We start from the raw sequence: 21039 nt of genomic DNA, 5'->3' as shown, positions 1-21039 counted from the left end.
ACAGCTAGTGTGTCTCTTGACCAAAAAAGCCAATAATATTTTCTTTCACTTCTGTGCTATCTGTCATGTTATTTACTCTCATGCGAAATTCAGATGAGCTTTGAAGCCCGCTACTGTACCAACCTATGTGTTTGCGGGCCATCTTTATTCCTGTGTCATTTCCATAGTACTCAAGAATATTGTCGTAATGCTCGAGTATGATGCTTAATCTCTCTGAAGCTGTTGGCTCAGAAGTTTCACTTCCACTGAGAAAGTTCATTGCTTGATTAATCAACCAAGGTTTACCGTAGGCACCACGACCTATCATCACTCCGTCTGCTCCAGATTCTTTGAGAGCATTCTGAATATCATTTAAATTTTTAATATCGCCATTTACTATAACTGGAATTTTCACTTGCTCTTTAACATTTCTAACGAATTTCCAATCTGCTTGGCCGTTATAGAGCTGTGCCCTCGTTCTTCCATGCACAGTGATCATTTTTGCTCCTAAGTCTTCGGCAATTTTCGCAAGCCTCGGGGCATTGCGATTTTCATCGTTCCATCCAGTGCGCATTTTCACCGTAACTGGCACATTCACTGCTTTGACCACAGCTTCAATTATTTCAGCAGCCTTTTTTTCATCACGCATTAGCGCTGATCCTGCATAACCATTTACAACTTTTTTAACAGGGCAACCAAAGTTTATGTCTATAATTTTTGCACCCATATCCTCATTTAGTTTTGCAGCTTCTGCCATTACATCCGGCTCGCATCCAGCAAGCTGCACAGCAGTCAATTCATCGACTTTTGCTTTTTGCAGACTCTGACGAGTTTGCATAATCATAGCTCTGCTTGCAATCATCTCTGAAACTAACAAACTTGCACCAAGCTTCTTAACAACACTTCTAAATGGATAATCAGTTACACCAGACATCGGGGCTAAGATTACCGGAGAATCAATCGTCAAATTTCCTATTTGCAGGGGCATGAGGTTAATGGTAATCCTTCATTGTAAACTATATAGCAACCTGAGCTGTATTCTGCACCCTTGAGGTAAGAGAGGTGTCCGTTCCTGGTGGAAGATCGCATAAAAGCTCGTTTTCTAGATCTTCCTTCCATTTTTCATCTTCCATAAGCGCTTTTGTAAACTCTCTTCTTTTCCCATTCAAATCAAATTTATATTCTGATAACTCTTTGTCAATTTCATCAAATGATTTACCTTCGTTGAGCATTTGCGTAATCCTATGAGCGTTTTCCAATGCAAATATTCCACAATTATGTCCATCGCTTTGTTGTTTGGCTCCGGAGCTTCTTATATTACAGTTCTCTATTTCCAAAACTGCTTCCAGTGCGCTCACTATATTATCAGTATTTATTGGGACATTAATTAATTCATTTTTCTTGTTCCGACACGTTTGTGCTGTCTCTTTGACATCTTTACTCATTTCTTTTTTTCCTTGCGCATTCAACTCACTAGCTTGATCAGTAAGAGGTGTAACCAATTCTTTAATTTCATTTGCAAGTTCTATTTTCTTACGTTGACTACCAGGACTTGGTAAATCAGCACTAAAAGAATCACAATAATAAGCTCTAAATTGTTTATTATCTAAGCTGTATGCAACAACTAGCGTTACCCAATGATTACCACCCAAATTAATAACTGAAGTAAATATCCTTTTCGAACTCTCTCGTTCTGCTTTATTTTTATATTCCCTCAACCTTTCACTCAAGGTTTCAAGATTACCAGGAATACAGAAGAATACACCATCCGTAAAACCTTCTGAATACTTATATTTAATTCTTGCAATATGAGCAATATCATGTTGCTGCAACCAGTAAGCGTAATTCTTTCTATTTGTCTGATGCACAAGAGTGTCCAAATTTTCATGAAACTCTTTACCACCCAAACCACTATCCAAAGAGCTTCTACGACTACTGTTCCTTGAATCGGGTTCACTGCCTGGTACAATACCACTATCTCCATCTTGAGTTTTTTGCTCACCTTGACCTGCTCTTTTTCCATTAATATAGTTCTTTGCTAAGTGAAATAAAGGTTCAACAACCATTTTGTATGCTGCTGTAACAACTATTCCCATTAAAACCCAAACTACGGGGTTAGAGATGAGCATAGCAAGTGGAAAGGTCAATAGAGGAAATCCTATTATCAACCCCAAACAGCCAACAGCAAATGTGGCTGCTAGGCATACACAAGTAGCGTAGATAACGAATTTCCCACCAGCAAAGTAAGTGCTCTTTTTAAATTGATTATATTTTTTTGTGATGTCCAACATACTACATCCTATGAATGCTAAGTTAATTAAATTTTAACAAATTCTAACAAAAAAATCAACCATAATAATTTTAGTAGTATGAGAAAATATTGAATATTAAGAGCTTTTAAAGTACAGTAACAATGTTAGTAGTAGCACAATATATGCACGATATAGAATATATACGCAAAAACCCTGAAGGATTTGAAAAGGCAATGAAAAGCAGGGGGATAAGAGAGTTTACTGCAAAAGAGATATTAGAAATTGATCACGAGAAAAGGTCATTAACCACTAAATTGCAAGATTTAAATAAGCAGCGCAATGAAATCACAGAGGAAATAAAGAAGCTTAAAATGAGCAAGAGCCCCTGTGAAGAGCAAATAAAATCATCAAAAAACATCACGAATGAGATAGAGGCAATCAGCTTAAAAGAGCAAGCAGAAAAGGATAAGTTAGTGAATGTTTTATCTAACTTGCCGAATATTTCTGCGCAAGATGTGCCAATAGGAGCAGATGAGAACTCTAATTTAGAGGTGAGAAGATATGGAGGAAAAAGACAGTTTGATTTTGTACCAGAATCTCATTATGAACTCGGAGAAAAATTAGGTTTAATGGACTTCGAACAAGCGGCGAAAATTTCCGGATCAAGATTTGCGATATTAAAAGGACAGTTAGCTAAGCTTGGACGAGCGCTAATAAATTTTATGCTTGAAATGCATGTTAATGAATTTGGCTATACTGAGGTGTACCACCCAGCTTTGGTGAAAAACGAAGCTATGTATAATGTTGGTCAGCTACCGAAATTTTCTGACGATTCGTATTTAACTACCGACGAATTGAGGTTGATTCCCACAAGTGAAGTGTTTTTAACAAATTTGGTTGCTGATAAAATAGTAGAGGAAAAAGAACTGCCTATTCGTTTTACTGCTTATTCAGAGTGTTTTCGTAAAGAAGCAGGCAGCGCAGGGCGAGACACGAGAGGCATGATAAGGCAACACCAATTTGGTAAAGTGGAATTGGTGAGTATTACAACTGAAGACCAATCAAATGATGAACTTGAACGCATGACGAGTGTTGTTGAAGCGATATTAAAAAAACTAGAATTACCGTATAGAGTAATGCTACTGTGTAGTGGTGATATGGGCTTTGCTGCGCAAAAGACTTATGACATAGAGGTGTGGTTACCTGAGCAAAAGAAATATAGAGAAATATCAAGCTGCTCAAATTGTGGTGCATTTCAAGCAAGAAGGATGAACGCTAAATACTCTTCAGAAACTGATAAAAAGATAAAAAAATATGTTCACACTTTAAACGGCTCAGCTTTAGCTATAGGAAGAACGATTATTGCCATAATGGAGAATTATCAAAATTCTGACGGGTCGATTGCAATACCAAACGTGTTGCAAAAATACATGAGTAATGATACTGTTATAAGCAAATAATAATTTTGACATATAGAAAAGCGAGGAAATAAAGATGAAGGTTCTGGTTATAGGTTCTGGTGGACGTGAGCACGCTCTACTTTGGGCTCTAAAAAAATCTCCTATCTTGACTGAGTTATATGTAACTCCTGGTCGCCAAGCTATGAAAGATCTTGGGACTCTTGTGGATGTAAATATTCAAAATTCAGTGGATGTTACACAATTTTGCAAGAGAGAAAATATAGAGTTGGTTGTTATTGGTCCAGAACAACCAATAATTGATGGGCTTGCTGATGATTTAGTTGCAGAGGGAATAAATGTTTTTGCTCCGAGTCAAGCAACTGCAAAACTTGAGGGATCAAAGTCTTTCACCAAAGGACTATGCAAGCGATATGGCATACCAACTGCCAAGTACGAGTGTTTTGTTGATGAAGGATTAGCTAAAGATTTTGTACGTAGCAATAAAATAAAGTTTCCACTTGTAGTGAAAGCAAATGGAATTGCGGCAGGGAAAGGCGTGATGATATGTTGCGCAGAAAACGAAGCTTTTTCAGCAATAGATTCAATGCTAGTGGAGAAAGAATTTGGTGAATCAGGTGAAGAAATAATCATAGAAGAATTTTTAATTGGAGAAGAAGTAAGCTTTTTTGCTCTTGTTGATGGGTTGAAAGTAGTAACTCTTGGGTGCGCAAAAGATTATAAGAGAGTGAATGAAAATAATGAAGGCCAAAATACTGGAGGTATGGGATCGTACTCATCACCTTCAATTATAAGTAAGGACATGGAGCAAAAAATCATCCAAAAAATAATATACCCTACAGCTCAAGCATTGGTTAACATGGGTACTCCTTATAAGGGAGTACTCTTTGCTGGTTTAATGATTTGCAGAGATGGACCAAAACTTCTCGAGTATAACGTTAGATTCGGTGATCCAGAAACGCAATCTATATTACCTAGATTTGATTCAAATTGCGATTTGTTAAAATTGATGTTGTCAGTTGCAGAAGGAAAGTTAAATGTCAAAATGGTGGAACTTAATAACAAATCTACAGTTTGTGTAGTTGTTGCAAGTAAAGGCTATCCGGGTGATTATCAAAAGGGAGAAGTAATTAAGGGATTAGATAAAATTGAAAGCATTCCTGGTATATTGGTATTTCACGCTGGTACTAAATTAGATGAGAGTGATAATTGGGTTTCAGATGGCGGAAGAGTGCTAAATATAGTAGCAGAAGGGAGCACTATAGAGGAAGCCAAAAGTAAGGTGTACTCAGCATTAAATTTTTTAGAATGGCCAGGGGGCTTCTTCAGATACGATATTGGTAGTTAATGTTAGCTGTCGGTTAGCAGGTAGCTCACAGAAATGCAAAACTTCCTTGACAAACTCCGCCAGGCCCCTTATTATGACAATAAGGGTGTTTATGACTCAAAACTTGTTTTTGACCTGCAGGCTCAATGACAAAATTCAGTAAAAAACTCAGGGTATTTATTGGCGGATTACATAAAATTATAGCGGCTGCATGTCTTTTTTATTTTTTCTACATTCAGCCAAATCGCGCTTATTTTAAGCGTTAGCACATTATTACAGCGCCACTTACAGTAATATAGAGTCAAAACTCGCTACTCGGGGCTTCTTTTGCCTTTTTTTTATTTGGTAAATTTCTTAAATATTTATAACTAAACGACAACCGTCATCCCTGTAAAGGTCAAGTATCCCGCTACGTGTTAGCGGCTAAGAACGTGAATTCTGGATTAAAGGAGAATAGAAAAGGCAAGAAAACAGGGTAAACTCAGCAGTGATAAAAAAATAGATGAGGTTACCCATGGAAGATATAACAAAACTGTTTTGTTTGGTCGATGATTTTTGCAGAGATATAGAGAAAAATTTTGCAGATAAACTACTGCCAAATGGTAAAAACCCCACAAGAACAACGGAAATTGAGCACTCCGAAATCATGACAATAATCCTGCTATATCAACAATCTCCGTGTAAAACTTTCTATCTACATTACCTAACGTTGCTCTACAAATCAGAGTTTCCAAAGTTACCTTCATATACCAGGTTTGTTGCTCTAAAGCCTAGGGTTTTGTGGCATTTAGCAATGTTGTTGCATTGGCTTTGTGGACAGTCAGAAAACACTGGAATTTCATATATAGACACAACTCCCATTGCAGTTTGTCATGCAAAAAGAATATCCAAAAACAAAGTTTTTGCTGGAATTGCAAAATTAAGCAAGAGCACTTACGGCTGGTTTTTTGGTTTCAAATTACATATGGTAATCAATGAAAATGTTGAAATTCATGCACTTACGCTAACAAAAGGCAATGTTGATGATAGGATACCTGTGCCAAATCTGACGGAAAAATTAATCGGTCTTTTGTTTGGTGACAAAGGTTATATTGCAAAAGAGCTTTTTCAGAAGCTGTTTGACCGAGGTTTGAAACTTGTTACCAAGGTGAAAAAAGGTATGAAAAATACATTGATTTCGCTAAATGAGAAGATTTTACTGAGAAAAAGGTCTATCATTGAGACTGTTTTTGGTTACCTAAAAAATAGACTAGAAATTGAACACACTCGCCATAGATCCCCTGTTAATTTTTTGGTTCATATCTTTTCTACTCTCATTTCCTATTCCATCAAATCCACAAAGCCTTCTATTTCCTATACTTTCTTCCTTCCTTAATCCAGAATTCGCGTTAAGAGATACCGCGAATGAATCGCGGTATGACGGTTAAGTAGGGTGTCATTCCAGTCTGGAATCCAGTTTTCCATATAATCCATCGGAAATGTTGTAACCACTTTCTATGCTAGTTTGCTTGTGAGCAAGCAAACTTTCCTGGATCCCAGACTGGAATGACATCATAGGGGCGCTGGGATGACACCGTCATAAAGTGAAACTAGATTGTATCTTATCGGTAAAAAAGAAGAGCTATTTTAGGAAGTTTTTATAGGGCTAAAACTAAAGAAAACTTGCATATAAGTTCATCAAGTGTAAAATTAGAGTTGTTTTAAAAGAATAGGTCAATTATGAATCTTGTAACAAAATCTGCTATCGATTTTACTGCTTCAGCTGTTCTCTCTGACGGAGAAATTGTTGATGATTTCTGTCTGAGTAAGCACATAAAAAATAAGTATGCTGTCCTTTTCTTCTATCCACTTGATTTTACTTTTGTTTGCCCAACTGAATTGATATCGCTCAATAATAGAATAAATGAGTTTGCAAAGCGTGGTATTGAAGTGATAGGAATAAGTGTAGATTCAAAATTTTCACATTATAAATGGCGAAACACTCCAGTTAATGATGGTGGTATTGGAGAGGTTAGCTACACTTTAGTGTCTGATATCAAAAAGTCTATATCAAGAGACTATGGGGTCTTATATGATGACTCAATTGCGCTGAGAGCAACTTTCGTTATTGATGATAAATTTATTGTACGTCATCAATTGATAAATGATTTGCCTTTAGGGCGTAATATCGATGAATTCATTAGAATCGTTGATGCAATTAAACATAATGAAGAGCATGGTGAAGTATGTCCAGCAGGGTGGAAAAAAGGTAAGCCAGCAATGCAGGCAAGCGATGAAGGAGTAGTTGATTATCTAAACTCATACAGTGAAGAATTATAGATTTAGTACAAAAGTTCTTATTATTGGATCTGGAGCAGCGGGTTATGCTGCTGCTATATATGCAGCACGTGCAAACTTAGAGCCAATTGTAGTAACGGGAATGCAGCCTGGTGGTCAGCTTACAATTACTACAGATGTTGAAAACTATCCTGGTTTTGTTTCAATACAGGGTCCAGAACTAATGGAGCAAATGAGGTTGCATGCAGAACAGGTTGAAGCAAAAATAATAGATGATGAGATAAAAAGCGTTGAACAACTTGAGGATTCTAATGAGTATAGGTTTAGATCTTCTGGTAATACTAATGACTACTATTCAGATGCAATTATAATTGCATCTGGTGCGCAAGCGAAGTGGCTTGGTTTGGAGAGTGAAAAGGAATTTCAAGGTTACGGAGTTTCAGCTTGTGCAACTTGTGATGGTGCATTTTTTAGGAATAAAGTTGTAGCTGTGGTTGGTGGTGGAAACACTGCTGTTGAAGAGGCGATATTTTTAACTCGATTTGCCAAAGAAGTTATACTAATACACAGGCGTGATAAATTGAGAGCGGAAAAAGTAATGCAAGATAGACTCTTTAAAAATGATAGGATAAAAATAATGTGGAACCATACTGTAGAGCAGATTCTTGGAGAAGAAAATCCGAAGAAAGTTACTGGTATTATAGTTAAATCAACGGAAGCTCAAGAGTTAGAAGTCGATGGAGTGTTCATTGCAATTGGGCATGCACCAAATACAGGTATTTTTAAAGGCTTTGTTGAAATGGATGAACAGGGTTACATAATTACAAAACCTGGAACAACTTTAACTAGTAAAGCAGGAGTATTTGCTGCAGGTGATGTTCAAGATAAGGTGTATCGCCAGGCAGTAGTTGCAGCAGGAACAGGGTGCATGGCTGCACTTGATGCAGAGAAGTTTTTAGAGTCGTAGTTAATTCTAGGATTTTGAATAAATCGCTTGCAATTTTCCTTTTCTTTTTCATAATTATGTTAGTAAATCATTAATAAAGAGGGTTCAGTATACATTATGGAAACGGTGTAGCATATTATGGAGCTTATGGAGGTGGTGATAACACGGCATCGCAAACTCGAAATCCGACAACTTCAAGACAGCTAAGAGCCTATCTTCAAACTCAAGAATGAGCTAATTTGTGAAGCATAATAGTGATCATATTAAAGAAGATGTTGTTTTTTGAAGTGAGAGGAGAATGCTCATAATCCTTACTCATACGTCTAAAATTGGAGAGCCAAGCAAAGGTTCTCTCAACAATCCAACGTTTGGGAATAACCTGAAATCCTGTATCAACTATTTTCTTGGTAATCGTCAATAAACATCCAGTTTCCAATAAGCAGAGGTTTTGCAATTTACCTGTGTATCCTTGATCAGCAAAAAACTTATGTAATGTTGGAGCTTTGCATTTGGCTTGAACAAAAAGATTTAGTGCACCATCACGATCCTGAATGCTTGCACTTTGTACTTCAGCAGCAATTACAAGACCTACAGTATCTACAACGATGTGGCGCTTTCTACCCTTTACTTTCTTGCCAGCATCATATCCTCTGGATCCCCTTTTTGAGTAGTTTTTACTGATTGGCTATCTATTATTCCCACTGATGGAGTTTCATTCTTACCAATTATCTCTCTTACTTTTTTAACTAGAAAATCATGAATCTCTTGCCATATTCCACTTTTTTTCAATCGCTAATTACAACTATACACTGTTTTCCATGGTGGAAAATCTTTAGGCAGTTGTCTCCATTGACATCCTGTTCTCATCATATAGCGGATTGCGTTAATAATTGTTCTAATACTATGTTTTCTTGGTCTGCCGGTCTTTTTAGGTTCAAAATATAGCTCTATTATCTTCCATTCTTTGTCACTTATATCGCTTGGGTACATTTAAAATATATCTTATAACACACTTCTTAACTCCTTTCTACTTAGTTTGAAGACAGGCTCTTAGTATTTAATTTTATGACTATGTCCCTTTTGGTAGCCTGAAGACGGTTTTATACTTCCTGTTTCTTCTCTTCTTTTCCTCCACCAGTATATAGTTTTTCTATCAATTTTGAACATCTTGCTTACTTCTTCCATAGTCATTTTTTTCTCGTCAACCACTTTTAAAACTCGTTCCCTCAGGTCCTCACCATATGGCTTTGCCATCATTCTACCTTAATTAAAGCAGTATTATACCTTTTTACACTCCTTTGAGGAAACCTTATTTCGGTTAGCTATAGGTGCTTGTCTTACAGCAGTTGCACTGGTTCTTTTTTTAGTAGGATATTATTTATGTAAAGCAGATGAACGAAATATAGGACCTGGTGGTACCACCGATAATCCTCAAGTTACAAGGGTTTTGATTTCTTCTCCAGGCCCTGCTGAAAATTTTTGTACATGTTAAAAACATCTTGATAATTGAGGTGAGTGTAAACTTGAGTAGTTTCCAGGCTTGAGTGGCCAAGCAGTTGTTGTATTGATCTTATGTCAATATCTTCCTGAAGCAAATGAGTAGCAAAACTATGACGAAATGCATGTGGAGATAAAATTTCTGGTAAATTTAACATTCTCCTTATTTTCTGCAAACGATTAGCCACATAAGTTCTTCCCAATTTTTTTCCTCTTACTCCCCAAAAAAGATATTGTGTTTCATTATTAATGCCAAGATAAGGACAGGCTTTTACATATTCCTGTATACATTTTTTTACTACCGGAAGAATGAATACCTGCCTTTGTTTATCTCCCTTACCTGTTACTATTAAACTTTCATTGTTAATATCACTAACCCTAAGGTTCAACGCTTCACTGATTCTTAAGCCTGTACCATATAGCAGGACGATAATTGCAATTTCTCTTTTTACCACCCAAGGTTCGCTCAAGTCAGATAATTTCATTTCTTTCACCAAAGTTTTTATATCAGGTATTGATAATGCTTTGGGCAGAGTTCTTCTCTGAATTGGCCTTGATAAGGAAAATACAGCTTCATTGTCTATATTGTAGTTGTTTTTTATGTACTTGAAAAAATTTCTGATTACTGACAATGCACGAGCGTTAGATCTTGCATTCACACCTCTTGCGTAACGAGAGGTAAGCCAACTTCTTAACTCAGGTACGCTCAATTTTTCCAAAGTGCCGACATTTACTTCTCCACCAATGTGAGTATTTAGGAAACTTATAAGATCCTTCAAGTCCCTCATGTATGACTCTAAAGTGTTTGGTGAATAAGATCTGTTGCACCTCAGCCACTCATACCATTTTTCAATGATTGAACCGAGGTCCATAATTATTTTTTAAAGAAAGCATCGATGCACGCATCTCGAAAGGCTTCATTTATATCAGGATGAGAGTGACAAATTCTGTATATATCCTCTGCTGCTGCGCCATATGCCATTGCAACCGCTGCTTCGTTGATTAGCGTATCAGCGTATGCTCCTATGATATGCACACCTAGTATTGTATCTGCTCTGCTACAAGTCAGCACTTTCACGAATCCTTCAGCATCATCAGTGATTTTTGCTCTGCCGTTTGCAGCAAATTGACATTTACCAACTTTGTACTTATAGCCAGCATTTTTGAGCTCCTCTTCGGCTTTACCGATCGAAGAAACCGCAGGGTGAGTGTAAATGACAGATGGTATAATTTCATAATCAACGTGAGGTGACTGTCCTGCTATTATCTCTGCAACTGCCACTCCTTCTTCCTCTGCTTTATGAGCAAGCATTGCTCCACCAATCACATCACCAATAGCAAATATTCCTTTCACATTAGTTTCATATCTGTTGTTAACTTGAACGAAACCGCGATTATCTTTTTCTATTTTTTCATCAATACCAAGACCATCAGTACATGGTTTGCGTCCTGCTGCCACCAATACCTTATCCGCCTCTATAGTGTTTGTTTGATTATCTTTTACAGAGCAAACTTTCACACTCAAAGAGTTACTACTTTGTTTTATTCCCTCAACTTTAGTGCTAAGTAAAAATTTTATTCCTTGTTTTTGTAGACTAGAAAGTAGAGACTTACTTAATTCTCCATCCATTGCTGCAGCGATTCTGTCAAAAAATTCTACTACAGTGACTTCAGAACCTAGCCTCCTCCATACAGAAGACATTTCAAGCCCTATTGCCCCGGCTCCGATTACGACAAGTTTTTTTGGTACTTCAGTTAAAGACAATGCACCAGTTGATGAAATAATACTTTTCTCATCGATATTAATTCCTGGCAAAGAAATAACGTCAGAACCGGTTGCAATTACTATATTTTTTGTCTTCAGCACCTTATCTTCAACTGAAACTTCAAGATTACCTTGGTCAAAAGAAGTAATTTTCCCAAGTCCATTGATTTTAGTGATTTTGTGAAGGTTAAACAGATATTCTATACCTTTTCCAAGTTCCTGAACTCTGGCGTCCTTATAGCCTAGCATTTCTTTTAAATCGAAACTTGCATCCTTAATTTTTATGCCAAGCTTCGACAGATCATTTTTCGTGTGAGCATACTGATAGGAAGAATGAAGTAGTGCTTTGGAAGGTATGCACCCAACTCGCAAGCATGTACCACCAAAAATGCTATTTTTATCTATGCAGGCAACTTTCAATCCAAGTTTTGCAGCAGCGATAGCACACTTATAACCGCCTGGACCACCACCTATAACAATCAGGTCATAATCAATCATAAAGAACAAACCTATTTTCTAAAGAATAAACACCATTTCCCTCAGTTGTTACATATATTTTATCGTGAGTAAACACTGGAGTGTGAAACACATTACCAGGTACTTTGACTAACTTTCCTGCACTTTCAGATCCAGGAAAAGCAAGCATTGAACCTTTATTGCTTGTCACCCACAGTGTATGGGCATGCACAATTGGAGCAAACAATTGCGTATTTTCTATTAAATCAGATGCCCAGACTGTTTCTCCATTTTTTATATCCAGGCCGATTATTTTATTATCTTTAGTTACTATAAAAATTCTTCCGCCTTCTTTTTGTTTCTCTGCAGGAATAAGAGGACTATAATATGACTCAATGTCTGATACACTTTTTACTTGCAGTGACTTTGACCACAAAATATTTCCTGATTTCACGTCAATACCATAAATATAAGAATTGTTTGTAGCTATTAAAGTATCGCCAAGCACTCTCGGTGTAGTAGTTACATCTGTGAGCTGTGTATCCAAAAGGTTTGTAGCCAATTTTTGGCTCCACAATTTTTTACCGTCTTCATTAAAAGCTATTAACTCACCATTTGAAAATGGTGCTATTATTTTATCGTTAGAAATTGTTGGCGATATGGAATACAAACCTCGAACCCCATTGATACCGTTTTGATAAGCCCAAACGGAGCTGCCATCTTTTATATCAAACACGTACAGATAATTATCAATAGTCAATACTACCAATTTATTATTTATTACTGCTGCTTTCCCTCTTACTGGAGCTCTCAATTCTTTTTCCCACTCAATCTTGCCAGTTTTTGCATCTATTGCGTGTAAAGTGTTATCCACTATAAAGAAAACATTTTTTTCATAATGCGATAGGCTCATGTTACCAATTTTTTTCCTATGTGAGAGGTGTAATTTCCAATTCATAGCCTTTGAGTTATCAATATCAAAGGAATATAAAGCGCCGTGCTTGTCTGATAAAATAACGCTATCTTCTGTAAGCACTGGAGCTACATATCCTTGAGATAGTTTTTTATCCACTAGACTTATTCGCTCGCTTGCCATTGTGTAACTGCTACACAATAACATTATTATAACAATTATTACTTTCATTACTTAGTTGAGAACAAGATTTATTAATATACATACTAGAAATCTTAATCACAATGAAAATGTTCTTGTTGTACGTTGAAACATTGATTTATGAACAGAATATTATATTATTATGTAAAAACCATACTCTTAGAGGTAATACACCTCATCCACTATGCGGCAACGTGCATAGCTGTATGAACATTGAGATATAAAAGTAATTTATACCAAGAAGAAAGATGTCATCCAAGTAGCTTGACTACTTGGATCCAGATTGGATACTGAGTTGGTGAGTATAAAAGTATAGCTAACGCGAGCTCTGCGTCATACCGTGATTCATTCGCGGTATCTCAGCCGCTAACACATAGCGGGATGACAGCAATCTCACGTCATACCGCCGCAGCGCTAACAAGTAGCGGGATGACGATTGTCAAGGTGTCATCCGAGTAGCTTGACTACTTGGATCCAGAAAACTTAACTTTAAATAAGTGGCTGCATAATAAAGACTAGATTCCAGCGTCACGCGCTGGAATGACACCATTTTCGGTCTCTTAAATTGCTTTAGCTACAAACATTAAGAAATTTACCAAACGAAAAAAAAGGCAAAAGAAGCCCCGTGGTGCGAGTTTTGACTCTATATTACTGTAAGTGGCGCTGTAATAATGTGCTAACGCTTAAAATAAGCGCGATTTAGCTGAATGTAGAAAAAATAAAAAAGACATGCAGCCGCTATAATTTTATGTAATCCGCCAAAAAATACCCTGAGTTTTTTACTGAATTTTGTCATTGAGCCTGCAGGTCAAAAACAAGTTTTGAGTCATAAATACCCCTACTGTCATAATAAGCTTACTATTACCCATAAATCTAAAAGGAGAAAAAGCTGCTATCTTACTAATTCAACTTTCTATTATAAATAGATCTATGGTCTAAAAATGGAATATATGATGAAAAGAACTATAAATACCTCAACTGGCGAATGGGCAGAAAGTGAATTTGGAATTGTTAATTTTGGTGATATAAGATTAAGTAAAAGGCTTCTAAAAATAGTTAATAGTTTTGCTGAATCGCCTGAGTGTTCAATAAATCAAGCTTGTGAAGATTGGCATCAAAGTAAAGCAGCTTATAGATTTTTCCAAAAAGATGCCATTTCTGAAAGAAAGATATTAGACAGTCATATAATTAAAAATATTGAAAGAGCTAAAGAATACTCAACTATCTTAGCTATCCAGGACACGAGTTATATTTCATATAAAAATCATAAAAAGACCGAAGGATTAGGGATTATAGCAGCAAGATTAACATCTAAAACAACTAATTTTAAAACCCATGGATTAGTGATGCATACAACGTTTGCAGTTACAACAGAAGGACTACCTATAGGATTATTGGATCAAAAAATTAGTACTAGACCTCCCTTAGCTGAAGACCTAAAGGAGTTGAAAAGAAGAAGCCATAATACTGCTCTTCCCATAGAAGAGAAAGAAAGCATACGGTGGATAGCATCACTTAAAGACTCTACTAAACATCCTGGATTAAAGGATGTTAAGGTAGTTACCGTTTGTGATAGAGAAGCAGATATTTATGATTTATTTGAAGTTGCTTCCACTAATCAATCTCTTTTTGTAGTAAGAGGAAATCAAAACAGAACAGTAAACAAGAAGTCGACTTATTCTGAAAAAGGTGGTGAAAGATTGTGGGATTTGATGAATCGCATGTCTTGCCAAGGAGAAATACAAGTGAGTATTCCTGCTTGCGATAACAAACCTCAAAGAACAACAGTTTTAGAAGTAAAGTTTAGTAACTTTGTGATGAATGCATCAAAAAACAACGCTAGACGTAAAACGCAAAAACTTCCTAATTTAAATTTAAATGCTGTCTATGTTATAGAAAAATATCCCCCATTTGGCGAAGAGCCCATGAACTGGATTTTGTTAACAAATATAAATATTAATAATTTTGAAGAAGCAGTAGAAAAAATACAATGGTATTGCTTAAGATGGAGAATAGAGGTTTTTCATAAAATTTTGAAATCCGGTCTTAAAGTTGAAGAATGTAGGCTCCAAACAGCAGATAGATTGATCCGCTTTCTTACAATTATGAGTATAATTGCATGGAGAATATTTTTTATCACATTGGTAGCTATAGCTAACCGAAATAAGGTTTCCTCAAAGGAGTGTAAAAAGGTATAATACTGCTTTAATTAAGGTAGAATGATGGCAAAGCCATATAGTGAGGACCTGAGGGAACGAGTTTTAAAAGTGGTTGACGAGAAAAAAATGACTATGGAAGAAGTAAGCAAGATGTTCAAAATTGATAGAAAAACTATATACTGGTGGAGGAAAAGAAGAGAAGAAACAGGAAGTATAAAACCGTCTTCAGGCTACCAAAAGGGACATAGTCATAAAATTAAGTACTTAGATGGCTTTGTCAAATTTCTGGATGAAAACCGAGATATTACGGTTGAAAAAATAATTGAAAAATTTGGCAACATGTGCAAAGGCACAGTCTACAATTATCTTAAAAAAGTAAACTATACATATAAAAAAAACTTTTCTTTATCAGGAAAGGAATGAAGAGAAACGCAAGGAGTTCATAAAAAAAATAGAAGGAATAGAAAAAGAAAACTTGATATTCATAGATGACTCTGGAGTAGAAGACAACAGATTTTATGAATATGGGTGGTCTCAAAAAGGCAAGAGGTTATTTGCCGATAAACCAGGGTTTAAAAGAAAGAGGGTAAGCATAATAGGAGCACTAAATGAGGGAAAAGTTAAAGCTTCCTGGGTAATTGAGGGCTACTGCAACAGCGAGATTTTTGATGCTTATGTAGAAAATATACTTGTTCCTATATTAAAACCTGGACAGACTATTGTTCTCGATAATGCAAGCTTTCATAAATCTGCAAGAACGAAAAATTTGATAGAAAATGTTGGGTGTAAAATTTTGTTCTTGCCGCCATACTCACCGGATTTAAATCCGATTGAGAAGTTCTGGTTTGCCATTAAGCATGCCATAAGAAAAGTGCTGCCAAGCTTTTGGCCCAATATTAATTCGGCTATTGATTTTGTCTTTCAGCTCTCGGGGAAATCTTACTTCGGTTAGCTATAGAACACGAGTTTCCTATTTCTCTCTTCTCTCACTATTATTCATAAAAACCTCCAAGATCAACATTATATACAAATTCAACGCCAGCTTTCTGACGCAGTAGTTCTCGAGGAATAACCCTTTTGAACTCTAAATTTGCAATGTTGTCCTTGTTGCTTGGGCACTGGGATGACATCTTTTTTTTTGACTCTTATATCTCAATGTTCGTACAGTTATGCAAACACAAAGGCAGTGCTTGACACTGGCATCCAGTCTTTATTATGCAGCCACTTGGTTAGAATTAAGTCTTCTGGATCCCAGTGTCAGCTACTCGGATGACATTCTCCCTTGTGGATTCAAATCACAATGTTCACACAGTTGTAGGATTATTGTATAATTAAATACTTTTTTAAACTAATGAAGCTTGAAAGCGGGTCACCTTTCACGACCTGTATTTACTTGAGGAGTATTAACAGGCGTTATCGCCGGGTTCTCAAGCTTTGTTGCCTGCTTCAAACCCTCGCTTACACTTTGGTCCTGATTTAAAATTTTATCAAAGTGCTTACTCTTTTGTTCCTCTTCGTTATTTGACGTATCTCTTTGAGCATCTTCTTTTATGCCACGAGCATTTTCCACACTCTTTTCATCCTCACCTAAAAGTTTTTCTAATATTTTCTTAACAAAGCGCTTCAGAGCCTGTCTTCAAACTCAAGAATGAGCTAATTTGTGAAGCATAATAGTGATCATATTAAAGAAGATGTTGTTTTTTGAAGTGAGAGGAGAATGCTCATAATCCTTACTCATACGTCTAAAATTGGAGAGCCAAGCAAAGGTTCTCTCAACAATCCAACGTTTGGGAATAACCTGAAATCCTGTATCAACTATTTTCTTGGTAATCGTCAATAAACATCCAGTTTCCAATAAACGCGAATTCTGGATTAAGGAAGGAAGAAAGTATAGGAAATAGAAGGCTTTGTGGATTTGATGGAATAGGAAATGAGAGTAGAAAAGATATGAACCAAAAAATTAACAGGGGATCTATGGCGAGTGTGTTCAATTTCTAGTCTATTTTTTAGGTAACCAAAAACAGTCTCCTTTTTTCACGTTGGTAACAAGTTTCAAACCTCGGTCAAACAGCTTCTGAAAAAGCTCTTTTGCAATATAACCTTTGTCACCAAACAAAAGGCCGATTAATTTTTCCGTCAGATTTGGCACAGGTATCCTATCATCAACATTGCCTTTTGTTAGCGTAAGTGCATGAATTTCAACATTTTCATTGATTACCATATGTAATTTGAAACCAAAAAACCAGCCGTAAGTGCTCTTGCTTAATTTTGCAATTCCAGCAAAAACTTTGTTTTTGGATATTCTTTTTGCATGACAAACTGCAATGGGAGTTGTGTCTATATATGAAATTCCAGTGTTTTCTGACTGTCCACAAAGCCAATGCAACAACATTGCTAAATGCCACAAAACCCTAGGCTTTAGAGCAACAAACCTGGTATATGAAGGTAACTTTGGAAACTCTGATTTGTAGAGCAACGTTAGGTAATGTAGATAGAAAGTTTTACACGGAGATTGTTGATATAGCAGGATTATTGTCATGATTTCGGAGTGCTCAATTTCCGTTGTTCTTGTGGGGTTTTTACCATTTGGCAGTAGTTTATCTGCAAAATTTTTCTCTATATCTCTGCAAAAATCATCGACCAAACAAAACAGTTTTGTTATATCTTCCATGGGTAACCTCATCTATTTTTTTATCACTGCTGAGTTTACCCTGTTTTCTTGCCTCTTCTATTCTCCTTTAATCCAGAATTCACGTTATTAGTATGTAAATCAACACCTATATAACGCATAAAATTTTCCTCTTATTGAATACTCTAACATATCAGAGTACCGGTTGGTCCATTCTCCTATACGCGGTCACTAAATTTTATAGGCCGCACGATGGTTTTCGGTGGCAGGGGCGATTAATCTCCTTTACGAGGTCTTTTTCCTATACTGCAAAAAGCAGAAAGGGCCTCACAAAAATTTTCAATCTGCCACCTATCCACTCTGAGAAGGTATTATCTTCTCATGCTTCCAACCAAGCAATAACTATTCATACCTCCTCCTTTTGACGTGAATTATGGATTAAAGGAGAATAGAAAAGGCAAGAAAACAGGGTAAACTCAGCAGTGATAAAAAAATAGATGAGGTTACCCATGGAAGATATAACAAAACTGTTTTGTTTGGTCGATGATTTTTGCAGAGATATAGAGAAAAATTTTGCAGATAAACTACTGCCAAATGGTAAAAACCCCACAAGAACAACGGAAATTGAGCACTCCGAAATCATGACAATAATCCTGCTATATCAACAATCTCCGTGTAAAACTTTCTATCTACATTACCTAACGTTGCTCTACAAATCAGAGTTTCCAAAGTTACCTTCATATACCAGGTTTGTTGCTCTAAAGCCTAGGGTTTTGTGGCATTTAGCAATGTTGTTGCATTGGCTTTGTGGACAGTCAGAAAACACTGGAATTTCATATATAGACACAACTCCCATTGCAGTTTGTCATGCAAAAAGAATATCCAAAAACAAAGTTTTTGCTGGAATTGCAAAATTAAGCAAGAGCACTTACGGCTGGTTTTTTGGTTTCAAATTACATATGGTAATCAATGAAAATGTTGAAATTCATGCACTTACGCTAACAAAAGGCAATGTTGATGATAGGATACCTGTGCCAAATCTGACGGAAAAATTAATCGGTCTTTTGTTTGGTGACAAAGGTTATATTGCAAAAGAGCTTTTTCAGAAGCTGTTTGACCGAGGTTTGAAACTTGTTACCAACGTGAAAAAAGGAGACTGTTTTTGGTTACCTAAAAAATAGACTAGAAATTGAACACACTCGCCATAGATCCCCTGTTAATTTTTTGGTTCATATCTTTTCTACTCTCATTTCCTATTCCATCAAATCCACAAAGCCTTCTATTTCCTATACTTTCTTCCTTCCTTAATCCAGAATTCGCGTTACGAACATTGTCTATCAGGAAGGTGTCATGCAAGTAGCTGACACTGGTTCTTTTATGACGGTGTCATTCTAGTCTGGAATCCAGGAAACTTAATTGCAAGTAATGCATTGGGTTTGGTAAGTATGGGTTTTGCGTTATAGAATGAAGCACTTTTGGTGAATTTGTAAAGAAAACTGGATTCCAGACTGGAATGACAAGTTCTCGGCAACCCCTACGTCATACCGCCGCGGCGCTAACACGTAGCGGGATGACGATTGTCAAGGTGTCATCCGAGTAGCTTGACTACTTGGATCCAGAAAACTTAACTTTAAATAAGTGGCTGCATAATAAAGACTAGATTCCAGCGTCACGCGCTGGAATGACGCCATTTTCGGTCTCTTAAATTGCTTTAGCTACAAACATTAATAAATTTACCAAGTGGAAAAAAAGGCAAAAGAAGCACCGTGGTTATTATCCGCTTTAAAATATTGGCGTTTTTTATGTTTTAAACGCTTGACAAGCGAGATTAAGCTGCTTTTAATTGCAACTAACCTACGCTGCAAATGTTTAAGAAATTTACCAAGCAGAAAAAAAGACAAAGAATCCCCGAGTTAGCTAGTCTTTTACTATCTTTGTCGAGTATTGGCATTTTTTGATGTCTTGTAACGCTTTGTAAGCGCGTTCAGCTTACTTAGATAAAAATCTAGATGTAGATGAAGTTTTGTAAAGACATACAGTATCTATATACTGCAAAAAATTGAACATAAGACGCCGATACATTAAGTAATCCTTACCTTTTAATCTGCAGATTGGCGAAAGCAAATACAATAGCTTCACTGTCATGATAAGGGGGCTGACGGAGTTTGTCAAGCAAGTTTTTGTTTCTACTGAATGACAGTTGTGGCTTGGGAGGTAGTGCAAGAAGTCTATTTCCACAAAAATGCTTCAATTTATCTTAACATTTTGTCAACTACCTTTATAGGAATGACAATTTAAAAGGGCATTTTTACATATTCCATATGGCTGCCAGTCGCACCCCTCACATGCGTAATCAAATTTCTTTAAAGACATTTTCTCTCTAATCTTTTTTACCGCCTCATTCCAAATTAAAGTCTCGCCAATTTTTATTCCTAAAATTCCCATATGCCTTCTATCTAGCTCTAAAACTTTAGCTTGTGTGGTGCATTTACCTTGTTTAATCTGGTTTGGGCAAGCACTACAAATACTATCAAGATTGCCGACTACTTCGATTTGAGTGTTAGGATCACTCATTACTTTGCTTGCTATCTTTTTATAATTTTCTACAAAACCCTGAGAATACCCATATCCCCGAAACGCGAGGGTGCACATGAAATGATGAGGGCGGAATTTTATCATTTTTTCAAATATTGCAAAGCTGCTACAAGTAGAAAAATTTTTACCAAACCAGGAAGGATAAATGGTAAAACACCCACCATTATTGCTTGTCCCAGACCCAAGTAAACAGCAAGCCAACTAACACCACAAATAAAGATTACAACTGTACCAGCCAGACAACTTAAAGAATTACACACAAATGACTTATATTTAGAGTTCAGTAATTCATTTACTTTGCTCATTACCATAACAGCAGCTAAACAGCCAATTAAATATCCACCTGTTGGTCCGAGAAAAATGTGATAACCACCAGAAAAATTCGCAAAAACAGGAAATCCTGCTGCACCAAGTGATAGATATGTAAGCACAGAATAGAATGCTGTTCTGCGGTTAAATTTAAGCCCAATAAGCATTACTCCTAAAGTTTGCAATGTGATAGGCACAGGCTGCAATGGTACGCTTATTTGAGCCATCAAGAATAAAAGTAAAACGCAAGACAATATTTCAGCCAGTGTTGATCTGCTGCTAGATTGTGTTATAAACATACCTTCCCAATAAAAAT

The 21039-nt window shown here is 36.4% G+C and carries 21 protein-coding genes and 3 pseudogenes; 10 read left to right on the top strand and 14 right to left on the bottom strand.

Annotated features, from left to right (window positions below):
• Positions 1-4: 4 nt before the first annotated feature.
• Positions 5-967, bottom strand: coding sequence for a tRNA dihydrouridine synthase DusB (dusB, locus tag ACFELZ_RS01670; protein WP_375316363.1), 963 nt, complete (start codon positions 965-967; stop codon positions 5-7).
• A 28-nt stretch (positions 968-995) separates the two neighbouring features.
• Complete coding sequence (locus ACFELZ_RS01665; protein ID WP_375316362.1) at positions 996-2270, bottom strand: hypothetical protein; 1275 nt, start codon at positions 2268-2270, stop codon at positions 996-998.
• 143 nt (positions 2271-2413) lie between these two features.
• On the opposite strand from ACFELZ_RS01665, the gene serS reads away from it, so the two are divergent.
• The 5 genes from serS (at position 2414) to trxB (ending at position 8220) form a co-directional block, all read left to right on the top strand.
• Complete coding sequence (serS, locus tag ACFELZ_RS01660) at positions 2414-3691, top strand: serine--tRNA ligase (RefSeq protein WP_375316361.1); 1278 nt, start codon at positions 2414-2416, stop codon at positions 3689-3691.
• A 34-nt stretch (positions 3692-3725) separates the two neighbouring features.
• Positions 3726-4997 carry a phosphoribosylamine--glycine ligase gene (gene purD / locus ACFELZ_RS01655; RefSeq protein WP_375316360.1) on the top strand — a complete coding sequence of 424 codons (1272 nt, stop codon included), beginning with the start codon at positions 3726-3728 and terminating at the stop codon, positions 4995-4997.
• Positions 4998-5490: 493 nt separating this feature from the next.
• Positions 5491-6351 (top strand): IS982 family transposase, encoded by an 861-nt coding sequence (locus tag ACFELZ_RS01650; protein WP_375315786.1) that lies wholly within the window; start codon positions 5491-5493, stop codon positions 6349-6351.
• Positions 6352-6695: 344 nt separating this feature from the next.
• Positions 6696-7295: a peroxiredoxin gene (locus ACFELZ_RS01645; protein WP_375316359.1), complete on the top strand. Its 600-nt coding sequence runs from the start codon at positions 6696-6698 to the stop codon at positions 7293-7295.
• On the top strand, positions 7282-8220 hold the full coding sequence (gene trxB / locus ACFELZ_RS01640; RefSeq protein WP_375316358.1) for a thioredoxin-disulfide reductase: 939 nt from the start codon (positions 7282-7284) through the stop codon (positions 8218-8220). Before ACFELZ_RS01645 ends, trxB begins: the two co-directional genes overlap by 14 nt.
• 202 nt (positions 8221-8422) lie before the next feature.
• Here the strand turns inward: trxB and ACFELZ_RS01635 are convergent, their stop codons facing one another.
• The 7 genes from ACFELZ_RS01635 to ACFELZ_RS01605 form a co-directional block, all read right to left on the bottom strand.
• Positions 8423-8806, bottom strand: coding sequence for a transposase (locus tag ACFELZ_RS01635; RefSeq protein WP_375316619.1), 384 nt, complete (start codon positions 8804-8806; stop codon positions 8423-8425).
• A gap of 17 nt (positions 8807-8823) precedes the next feature.
• Entirely contained in the window at positions 8824-8988 is a 165-nt protein-coding gene (locus ACFELZ_RS01630; protein WP_375315781.1) for a hypothetical protein, read from the bottom strand.
• Positions 8989-8991: 3 nt separating this feature from the next.
• Positions 8992-9189 (bottom strand): transposase, encoded by a 198-nt coding sequence (locus tag ACFELZ_RS01625; protein WP_375315805.1) that lies wholly within the window; start codon positions 9187-9189, stop codon positions 8992-8994.
• A 60-nt stretch (positions 9190-9249) separates the two neighbouring features.
• Positions 9250-9456 (bottom strand): IS630 transposase-related protein, encoded by a 207-nt coding sequence (locus ACFELZ_RS01620; protein WP_375316357.1) that lies wholly within the window; start codon positions 9454-9456, stop codon positions 9250-9252.
• A 179-nt stretch (positions 9457-9635) separates the two neighbouring features.
• Positions 9636-10568, bottom strand: coding sequence for a tyrosine recombinase XerC (locus ACFELZ_RS01615; protein WP_375316356.1), 933 nt, complete (start codon positions 10566-10568; stop codon positions 9636-9638).
• 2 nt (positions 10569-10570) lie between these two features.
• A complete protein-coding gene (lpdA, locus tag ACFELZ_RS01610) occupies positions 10571-11959 on the bottom strand; it encodes a dihydrolipoyl dehydrogenase (protein ID WP_264735912.1) in 1389 nt (462 codons plus the stop codon).
• Positions 11952-13061, bottom strand: a complete 1110-nt coding sequence (locus tag ACFELZ_RS01605) for a PQQ-binding-like beta-propeller repeat protein (protein ID WP_375316355.1) — start codon at positions 13059-13061, stop codon at positions 11952-11954. Before ACFELZ_RS01605 ends, lpdA begins: the two co-directional genes overlap by 8 nt.
• A 920-nt stretch (positions 13062-13981) precedes the next feature.
• Between ACFELZ_RS01605 and ACFELZ_RS01600 the strand changes: the two are divergent.
• The 3 genes and pseudogenes from ACFELZ_RS01600 to ACFELZ_RS01590 all read left to right on the top strand — a co-directional run.
• Positions 13982-15181 (top strand): annotated as a pseudogene (locus tag ACFELZ_RS01600) (IS4 family transposase); the annotation flags it as partial.
• 69 nt (positions 15182-15250) lie between these two features.
• Positions 15251-15613 (top strand): helix-turn-helix domain-containing protein, encoded by a 363-nt coding sequence (locus ACFELZ_RS01595; protein ID WP_375315796.1) that lies wholly within the window; start codon positions 15251-15253, stop codon positions 15611-15613.
• A complete protein-coding gene (locus ACFELZ_RS01590; RefSeq protein WP_375316618.1) occupies positions 15573-16142 on the top strand; it encodes an IS630 family transposase in 570 nt (189 codons plus the stop codon). Before ACFELZ_RS01595 ends, ACFELZ_RS01590 begins: the two co-directional genes overlap by 41 nt.
• A gap of 417 nt (positions 16143-16559) precedes the next feature.
• On the opposite strand, the gene ACFELZ_RS01580 is transcribed toward ACFELZ_RS01590, so the two are convergent.
• The 3 genes and pseudogenes from ACFELZ_RS01580 to ACFELZ_RS01570 form a co-directional block, all read right to left on the bottom strand.
• On the bottom strand, positions 16560-16760 hold the full coding sequence (locus ACFELZ_RS01580; protein WP_375316354.1) for a hypothetical protein: 201 nt from the start codon (positions 16758-16760) through the stop codon (positions 16560-16562).
• Between the two features lie 72 nt (positions 16761-16832).
• Positions 16833-17027, bottom strand: coding sequence for a transposase (locus ACFELZ_RS01575; protein WP_375315798.1), 195 nt, complete (start codon positions 17025-17027; stop codon positions 16833-16835).
• A 35-nt stretch (positions 17028-17062) separates the two neighbouring features.
• A pseudogene (locus ACFELZ_RS01570) lies at positions 17063-17861 on the bottom strand (IS982 family transposase).
• A gap of 467 nt (positions 17862-18328) precedes the next feature.
• Here ACFELZ_RS01570 and ACFELZ_RS01565 point away from each other — a divergent pair.
• Positions 18329-19127, top strand: a pseudogene (locus ACFELZ_RS01565) (IS982 family transposase).
• A gap of 432 nt (positions 19128-19559) precedes the next feature.
• Positions 19560-19736: a hypothetical protein gene (locus tag ACFELZ_RS01560; RefSeq protein ID WP_375316353.1), complete on the top strand. Its 177-nt coding sequence runs from the start codon at positions 19560-19562 to the stop codon at positions 19734-19736.
• 351 nt (positions 19737-20087) lie between these two features.
• On the opposite strand, the gene ACFELZ_RS01555 is transcribed toward ACFELZ_RS01560, so the two are convergent.
• Positions 20088-20498, bottom strand: coding sequence for a DUF1284 domain-containing protein (locus tag ACFELZ_RS01555; protein ID WP_375316352.1), 411 nt, complete (start codon positions 20496-20498; stop codon positions 20088-20090).
• Entirely contained in the window at positions 20495-21022 is a 528-nt protein-coding gene (locus ACFELZ_RS01550; RefSeq protein WP_250296035.1) for a biotin transporter BioY, read from the bottom strand. Before ACFELZ_RS01550 ends, ACFELZ_RS01555 begins: the two co-directional genes overlap by 4 nt.
• Between the last annotated feature and the right edge of the window lie 17 nt (positions 21023-21039).

It is taken from the genome of Wolbachia endosymbiont (group A) of Colletes cunicularius (genome assembly GCF_964264715.1).
In the GTDB taxonomy this organism is placed as follows: Bacteria; Pseudomonadota; Alphaproteobacteria; order Rickettsiales; family Anaplasmataceae; genus Wolbachia.
The sequence above is the reverse complement of the archived record's forward strand: the minus strand, read 5'-3'. Positions and strand labels throughout refer to the sequence as shown.